Origin of the sequence: Protofrankia sp. Cas8 (assembly GCF_963555845.1) — a bacterium.
Classification (GTDB): Bacteria; Actinomycetota; Actinomycetes; order Frankiales; family Frankiaceae; genus Protofrankia.
In genome coordinates this window covers 1-6,989 of record NZ_CAUVXI010000254.1, presented here as the reverse complement: position 1 = coordinate 6,989, position 6,989 = coordinate 1, and the positions used below count along the sequence as shown (strand labels likewise).

The following is a 6,989-nucleotide window of genomic DNA, read 5'->3' as shown; positions in this document are numbered from 1 at the left end:
TTACCCGGCGGTCGCTCCCTGAACGGCGCGGATCGCCGATTTTCGGCTGCATACTGTATATCTGCCGCGCCGGGGGTTTTGCATCGACGAGTAGCAGCCGCTCAGCGTACCCGCCACCCGGATATTATCGCGGCGCGTAAGGGACTGTGCGTTTTCAGGGCCGCGTCGAGTAGTTGATGATTGGGTGGCGGTCACCGTGGGCCGCCATTGGTGGCGGCCGCTGCTGTGCAGATGACATATCCCATGGGCGTATGTCAGGTGACGACGCGGCGCCGGAAGTGGCGTATTCCCTGCCAGAGCAGCAGGGCCGTGAAACCGATGAGGGCAGGGTAGATGATGTAGAGGCTCAGGTGGTGGGTGGGGGTGACGGAGGCGCGAAAGCCCTCGCTGACGTAGGTGAGGGGATTGGCTAGCGACAGTGCCTGGACCCAGCGGATGGGGCCGAGTGTGCTCCATGGGTAGAGGGTGCAGCCGAGGTAGAGCAGCGGCGTCAGCATGATTGCGAATAGTGCGGTGACGCTGCGCGGATCGAGGGCGGTGCCTAGGAAAAGGCCGAGGCTGGAGCACATCAGCGCCCCGATTGGTGCGAGCGTCAGGAGCAGGGCCCAGTGGAGGTGGACGTCGGGTCGGGCGGAGGGGACGAACTCGGCGAGGGGGAAGACGACGACCGCGGCGAGCATGCCTTGCAGCGCGCCGGCGACGACTTTCGCGAACGCGACGAGTCCGACGGGGATAGGGGACAGGACGCGGTCGTCGATCTCGCGTGTGTAGCCGAACTCCTGGACCAGTGGCATGGCGACCGCGAAGATGCCTTGGAACAGGACGACCATCGCAAGCATCCCGGCGAGGAGTGTGGTGGCTTCGTCGCCCGCCTGGGCGCCGGTGCCGTGGCCGGGGGTGATTTTCGGGGTGACGTAGCCGAGGACGAACAGCAGCATCAGGGGTTGCACCACGGTGCGGGCGAGGAAGTTGCTTGGCTGCCTGCGTAGCACGGTGAGGTCGCGGGCGAGCAGGGCGCCGACCGCGCGGCTGGCCGCGACGACGGAGGGGTGGACCGGTGTGGCGGCCGGGTCGGGGACGGCGGTGGCGGTGTTCATCGGTCGCGGAGCTCCTTGCCGGTGAGGCGGATGAAGACGGTTTCCAGGGAGGGTTCGTCGACGCGGATATCGCGCAGGACAATGCCTGCGCCTGTCACAGCGGCGACGATGGCCGGGAACACTGCTCGCCCTCCGTGGACCATCAGCAGGACGGCGTTCTGCAGAATGTGGACGTCGTGGATCCCGGGCACCTGCTCGCGCAGCAGTGCTGCCAGCTGCCGTGGCGGTGTCTCTGCCGCCACCGTCACGACCGTGTCGGCGTCCATCGACTGCTTGAGGCTCTCGGGCGTGTCGAGGGCCAGCAGGCGTCCGTGGTCGATGATGGCTACCCGGTCGGCGAGCTGGTCGGCTTCCTGCATGTCGTGGGTGATCAGCATGATCGTCTGACCGGCGGCGCGCAGCTCGCGGACCATGCTGTGCAGGGCGAGACGGCTTTGCGGGTCCAGGCCGGTGGTCGGCTCGTCGAGGAAGAGGACCGCCGGCTGGTGCAGGATCGCGCGGGCGATCATCAGCCGTTGGGTCATGCCACCCGACAGGCCGTCCACCGGTTTGCCGGCGACGTCCGCGAGCGCGACCTGCTCAAGCCGTAGATCGGCCTCACGGCGGGCATCGGCGGTGCGCATGCCGAAGAACCGCCCGTGGAAGACGAGGTTCTCCCGCACGGTCAGACTCCGGTCGAGGGTGTTGCGCTGCGGGACCACGCCGATGTTCCGGCGGGCGTCGGCCGGCCGGCCCGCGACGTCGATCCCGGCTACCCAGGCTCGGCCGGCCGTCGGCACGACACCCGTCGTCAGCATGCCCACCGCGGTGGACTTGCCCGCGCCGTTCGGGCCGAGGAGAGCGAACACCTCGCCCCGGCAGACCGACAGATCAAGGCCGTCCACCGCGACCGTGCCATCCGGATAGACCTTGCTCAGTCCATCGGCGTGGACCACCGCCTCGACGGACGCGGAACCTTCCGGGGCAGACACGGTGCGGCGCCGGAGGAGAGAGGACATGGACGCTCCTAGTATTGGACTAGACCGTCTAGTCCAAGTTCTCTCGCTAGTATTGGACTTGTGAGTCCACGTGGTCAAGGTGGGCGGGCTCCCGCCGCCGGTTCGGCGGCCCCATCGCCGGACACGCACCCCGGCCGGCCCGACAAGCGGCGGGCGATCATCGACGCCGCCCAGCGGGTGTTCCTACGCAACGGCTTCACCGACACCAGCGTCGATGCGATCGCGGCCGAGGCCGGGGTCTCCAAGCAGACGATCTACAACCACTTCGGCGACAAGAAGAGCCTGTTCACCGCGGTCATCGAGACAGCACAGCGCGACGCCGCGAGCGAAGCCGAGTCCCGGTTCGCGACGGAGTTCACCGAGTCAGGTGACCTGGACCGCGACCTTCGTGCCGCCGCACGGATCTGGGTGGAACTGATCCTCGCGAAAAACATCAACGCGCTGCGCCGCGTCATCATCGCCGAGCAGGTGCGCCACCCCGAGCTCGGTGACGAATGGGCCCGCCCGCGCACCGTCTTCGAGAAGGTCCTCGCGCGCGAGATCAAACAGCAGGTCCACAACGGGGTCCTCGAGGTGCGTGACGTCGACCTGGCTGCCCACCAACTCGTCCTGCTCACCGCGTACGAGGCAGCGCACCAGTCCCGTTACGGGATGCGCGACCTCTCACCCGCCGACATCGAGAAGATCGTCGATGACGGCGTTGAGATGTGGCTGCGCTGCTACCGAACACGCCGGTAGGTGCACCGCAAGCGAGACGGCAAGATCGCACGTCAAGACGATCCGGGCCTGTGGGGCTCCAAAACGCCGATTGGGCCGGTGACCTGTGGGTTTGCCGGGTGGCGTCCATGCCAGGGGACCTGGTCAGGCGGCGTTGCGGTATTCGTTGATGAGGCCGCCGAGGATGCGGGTGCGACGGATGGCGGCGCCTGGGGTGGGTTGTGGTGCTGGCGGGTCGGGTGGTTGCTGGTCGAGGGAGCGGTGCGGCCGGTGTGTGTTGAAATGCTCGGCGTAGGTATCGAGGACCGACGTGAGGTGTCGTTCGGAGACGATCAGCATCCGGTCGGTGCACTCGCGGCGGACGCTGGCGACCCACCTTTCGGCGATCGCGTTCGCCTTGGGGGCCTGCGGTGGGGTACGCAGCACGCTGATCCCGGCACCGGTGAATACCGCGTCGAAGGTGTCGGTGAACTTGCTGTCACGATCACGGATCAGGAAGTGGAAGTTTCCGGCGCGGTCGTCGAGGCCGATCAGCAGGTTTCTTGCTTGCTGTGTCACCCAGGCTCCGGTCGGGTGCTTGGTGGCGCCGAGGACGTGGACGTGGCGGGTGGCGTGTTCCACGACGAAGAACACGTAGATCCGCTGCAGGAAGACGGTGTCGACGGTGAAGAAGTCGCAGGCCAGGATGCCGGCCGCCTGTACCCGCAGGAAGGACCGCCAGGAGGCCTCCACCCGCCGTGGTGCGGGATCGACATCGGCCGCGTGCAGGATCCGCCACACGGTTGCGGCTCCGACCCGGTAGCCCAACCCGACCAGCTCGCCCTGGATCCGGCGGTGCCCCCAACCGGGGTTCTCCGCGGCCAGCCGCAGCACCAGGGCGCGGATCTCGCGGCGAACCGGTGGACGCCCCGGTGTCGTCCGGGGATACGTTCACTTGCGGGTGAGGATTTCGCGGTGCCAGCGCAGCAGCGTCGCGGGCGTCACGAAGAACGCATCCCACCGGGTCCGGGGGAGCAGCCGCGACAACGCGGCCAGGAGGACCCGGTCTGTCGGCTCGAGCGCTGGGCGGTGGACGTGGCGGCGCAGGACCGCGACCTGATGGCGCAGGACGAGCAGCTCGACGTTCTGGAGCCCCACAGGGTCGCGCGCTGTCGCCATGGGTTCGCGACCGCGATGCGATGGGTCGTAGCCTCCCTACGAGGGCAGTCGCAGAGGGTGCACTCTTCGTGGGCACGACAGGCAGAGGGGCGAGTGTGGACTGGACGACCTTGGTCGCGACCTTAGGCGGTGGCGCCCTCGCTCTTTCGGGGACCATCCTGGCCGACGTCCTGCGCCATCACGACGAGAAAGACAGGAGCCGGGAGGCCAATCGCCGGAGCCTGTACATCGATTTCGTCTCCGCGGTAGGGGTTTGCCATACCCGGCTTCGCCAGATCGCCGAAGGATCTGAGACGCCGAGCAACCGTGAGGTGAGTACCCGCGCGGCACTGGCCGACGCGGGAATCTACGAGGCGAGGGAGAGGCTCTTCATCGACGCCACCTCGACCGTGGCCGGCGCGGGTCAGGCCATGTACGAACAGCTGCGGGCACTGCGACGGGTGGTGGCAGCAGGTGCTTCCATCTCATCCGCCAGCTTTCACGACGCGTACCATCCGTACCTCGACGCGGTCTGGCACTACAGGCGGTATGTCCGAGAGGAGCTGGGGACGAAGGCACTGTCGCCCGATACCTTCGGCTGGCCTTCCTGGAACGGTCGCGAACGGTGCGACCTGTGCAGGCCGTCGCAGTAGAGTCCGTGCTCGCGCAGCGCGCGAAGCGAACTCACATGCCGGGGCGCTGTTGCGTTGGCCGGGCGTGGCAGTCAGGGTGGCCGACCGGGCATGATCGAATGATGCGTCGTCGTCGTCGTTGTCGTCGGTCGACACCCAACACCAGGGTGCCTTCCTCCTCCGCCTCGCGATCTACGTGCCCCAGCCCCGCTCCTTGATCCACACCCCTATTGCCGGGCGCTCTTACGCGGCGTCGTCGTCGAGCATGTGACCCTGTTGAGCAAGCCATAACAGGCGTGAGTTCATTCGCGTGGCAGATCATAGCGGCCGCAGCGACGAACGGGCTCTCCCGAGCATCTGATTCGGTAACACGCACGATGTCAGGTGGGTGTCGCTTCGGCGCGGCGGGCGATCGCGGCGAGCCATTCGCGGCGGATCAGACCGGACGGCACCCGGATCAGCGCCCAGTAGCGACCGAAGGCTCGCCGGGCGGCGTCGTCGGTCGGCGCTATGGCCGTGGTCGTGGTCAGGATGCTGCTACGCCCGCCGTCCGCCGAGACGATGGTGAGCGCCGTGGCGACCTTGGCCCAGCCGGGCTCGTCGAAGGCCGCGAAGCCGGCGGCGTCGGCGACCTGTGCCCGTGCTGGCCGTGGCTGCCAGAACCGTGCGACCGTCCCGAGGGCCAGCAGCGTGGGTTCGTCGGCGAGCCGGACGAAGCCGCGTCCGGCGAGCTGGTCGACGAGCCGGGTTGGCTCGGGGGTGCCGGTCGTCTCGCCGGGGCCGGTGCGGCGAAACATGTGCGCGGGCAGGCTTCGCATGGTCGTCAGAATTCCCGTCAGGGGCAGGTCGGTGGTCTCGAGGTCCAGGATGGCTTGCCGTACGGCTTCGGGGGAGGCGGCGACCCGCCGGCTGTAGCGGCTGCCGAACGCGGCTCCCGGCAGCAGCGACGGCGGCTGCGTCGCCCCCTGCTGTCGTCGGGTGCGCGCGAGCACGCCTCGCAGCAGCCGGACCCGCCGGGACCAGCCGGCCGGCCGGCCGGCGAGCGTGCCGGTGAGTTCCCGTTCGGCGTTGTCGAGCGCGTCTTCGATGAGCGCGTCGTGCAGCGGTCGGTAGACCAGCGGCCAGCTCAGGCGCGTCGTCCCGGTGGTGCGGCCGGTGAGCGTGTGGCGGAGCTCGACCCGGCCACCGGGCTGCGACGCCACCGTGAAGTGGTGGGTGCCGATGAGCCCGATGCGTGGGTCGAACCGAAAGGTGATGTCGCGACCTGGCGTGTAGGAGTCGACGGCGTAGCGGATCGGCCCGTGGCCGCCGACGGCGCCGACGCCGAGTGGCCGGTCGAAGTGGATCGGCGGCCAGCCGCGGGTGGGCCAGAGCCGGTCGTCGGGGCCGGCCAGGGTGTCGAGCAACGCACCGGCGGCCTCGACCGACCCGGCGACCGTCCTGGCGTGGATGTTGGTGACCATCGCGCCTGCCTTGTCACGGTTCGGAACACCGTCGCGGCACGGTCCATACGGTGCCGTACGGTTGGATGTCTGTACGGTAGCGTACGGACGTGGCGAAGACCAGCGGCCGGGCGCCGCGCCTGGGTCGGCGTGAGTGGGTCGACGCGGCCCTCGACGCGCTCGCGGACGGTGGTGTCGCGGCGGTCGCGGTGGAGCCGGTCGCGGTCCGGCTGGGAACGACCAAGGGCAGCTTCTACTGGCATTTCGCCAACCGGGACGCGCTCCTCGTGGCGGCGCTCGAGGAGTGGGAGCGTCGGCACACCGAGCAGGTGATCGCCGATCTCGAGGTCCACGCCGACCCGAGGGCCCAGCTCCGGGTGCTGTTCCACCAGGCTTTTGTCGGGGTGGGCACCGGCTCGGTCGAGGCGGCGGTGCTGGCGGACGCGGCATCGCCGTTGGTGGCTCCGGTGCTTCGCCGGGTTACCACGCGACGCTTGGATTACCTCGAACGGACCTACGCGGCACTCGGGCTGACCCCGGCAGTGGCGAGCAGTCGGGCGTTGCTGGCCTACACCGCCTACCTCGGCCTGTTCTCGCTCCGCCGAGCCGCGCCGAACATCGTGCTGGACGAGGAGCTGCTGGCCGCCCTGGAGCCGCTGCTGGCAGCCTGACCGCCCAGAATCGTCCCGCGGGACCGCGCCGCCCACGAGAAGTCGTGTCGTCGTCGGCTCCCGTCTGGACCGTACCCGCTTTAGTGGACACTCGGTAAAGCTGCCCGATTGATCGGGAGCGCGAGATATGGGCTCGACACGCCGTGCATGTACCGAGGAGTACATGGCGCAGGCGGTAGCTTTCGTCGTTGATGGGGGCCGTTCGGCCGCTGAGGCCGCCCGGAACATCGGCGTCCACGAGATGACGTTGGGAAAGTGGTTGAAGAAAGCACGGGACGAGACCGAGGCGGCCCAG

Annotated in this window: 7 protein-coding genes and 1 pseudogene; 4 read left to right on the top strand and 4 right to left on the bottom strand. The window is 68.6% G+C overall.

Annotation, left to right across the window (positions count from 1 at the left end):
- Positions 1–254: 254 nt before the first annotated feature.
- Both U9977_RS24290 and U9977_RS24285 read right to left on the bottom strand, forming a co-directional pair.
- Entirely contained in the window at positions 255–1,097 is an 843-nt protein-coding gene (locus U9977_RS24290; RefSeq protein ID WP_322751605.1) for an ABC transporter permease, read from the bottom strand.
- Entirely contained in the window at positions 1,094–2,095 is a 1,002-nt protein-coding gene (locus U9977_RS24285; protein ID WP_322751604.1) for an ATP-binding cassette domain-containing protein, read from the bottom strand. Before U9977_RS24285 ends, U9977_RS24290 begins: the two co-directional genes overlap by 4 nt.
- A gap of 60 nt (positions 2,096–2,155) precedes the next feature.
- Here U9977_RS24285 and U9977_RS24280 point away from each other — a divergent pair, with 60 nt between their 5' ends.
- The gene (locus U9977_RS24280; RefSeq protein WP_322751603.1) at positions 2,156–2,833 is read left to right on the top strand and encodes a TetR/AcrR family transcriptional regulator; all 678 of its coding nucleotides are present in this window, start codon (positions 2,156–2,158) and stop codon (positions 2,831–2,833) included.
- Positions 2,834–2,956: 123 nt separating this feature from the next.
- On the opposite strand, the pseudogene U9977_RS24275 reads toward U9977_RS24280, so the two are convergent.
- Positions 2,957–3,940 (bottom strand): annotated as a pseudogene (locus U9977_RS24275) (integrase core domain-containing protein); the annotation flags it as partial.
- A gap of 98 nt (positions 3,941–4,038) precedes the next feature.
- Between U9977_RS24275 and U9977_RS24270 the strand changes: the two are divergent.
- Complete coding sequence (locus tag U9977_RS24270; protein ID WP_322751602.1) at positions 4,039–4,602, top strand: CchlQ; 564 nt, start codon at positions 4,039–4,041, stop codon at positions 4,600–4,602.
- A 359-nt stretch (positions 4,603–4,961) separates the two neighbouring features.
- Here U9977_RS24270 and U9977_RS24265 read toward each other — a convergent pair whose 3' ends face one another.
- Positions 4,962–6,044 carry a hypothetical protein gene (locus tag U9977_RS24265; protein ID WP_322751601.1) on the bottom strand — a complete coding sequence of 361 codons (1,083 nt, stop codon included), beginning with the start codon at positions 6,042–6,044 and terminating at the stop codon, positions 4,962–4,964.
- A gap of 89 nt (positions 6,045–6,133) precedes the next feature.
- Between U9977_RS24265 and U9977_RS24260 the strand changes: the two genes are divergently transcribed.
- Positions 6,134–6,694: a TetR/AcrR family transcriptional regulator gene (locus U9977_RS24260; RefSeq protein WP_322751600.1), complete on the top strand. Its 561-nt coding sequence runs from the start codon at positions 6,134–6,136 to the stop codon at positions 6,692–6,694.
- 127 nt (positions 6,695–6,821) lie between these two features.
- Positions 6,822–6,989, top strand: a 168-nt coding sequence (locus U9977_RS27255) for a transposase (RefSeq protein ID WP_416210765.1), incomplete at its 3' end; no start/stop codon positions are given.

Excerpts from the sequence above, each read along its gene's own strand:
- U9977_RS24290 (WP_322751605.1), bottom strand. The coding sequence starts at position 1,097 with ATGAACACCGCCACCGCCGTCCCCGACCCGGCCGCCACACCGGTCCAC.
- U9977_RS24265 (WP_322751601.1), bottom strand. The coding sequence starts at position 6,044 with ATGGTCACCAACATCCACGCCAGGACGGTCGCCGGGTCGGTCGAGGCC.
- U9977_RS24285 (WP_322751604.1), bottom strand. The coding sequence starts at position 2,095 with ATGTCCTCTCTCCTCCGGCGCCGCACCGTGTCTGCCCCGGAAGGTTCC.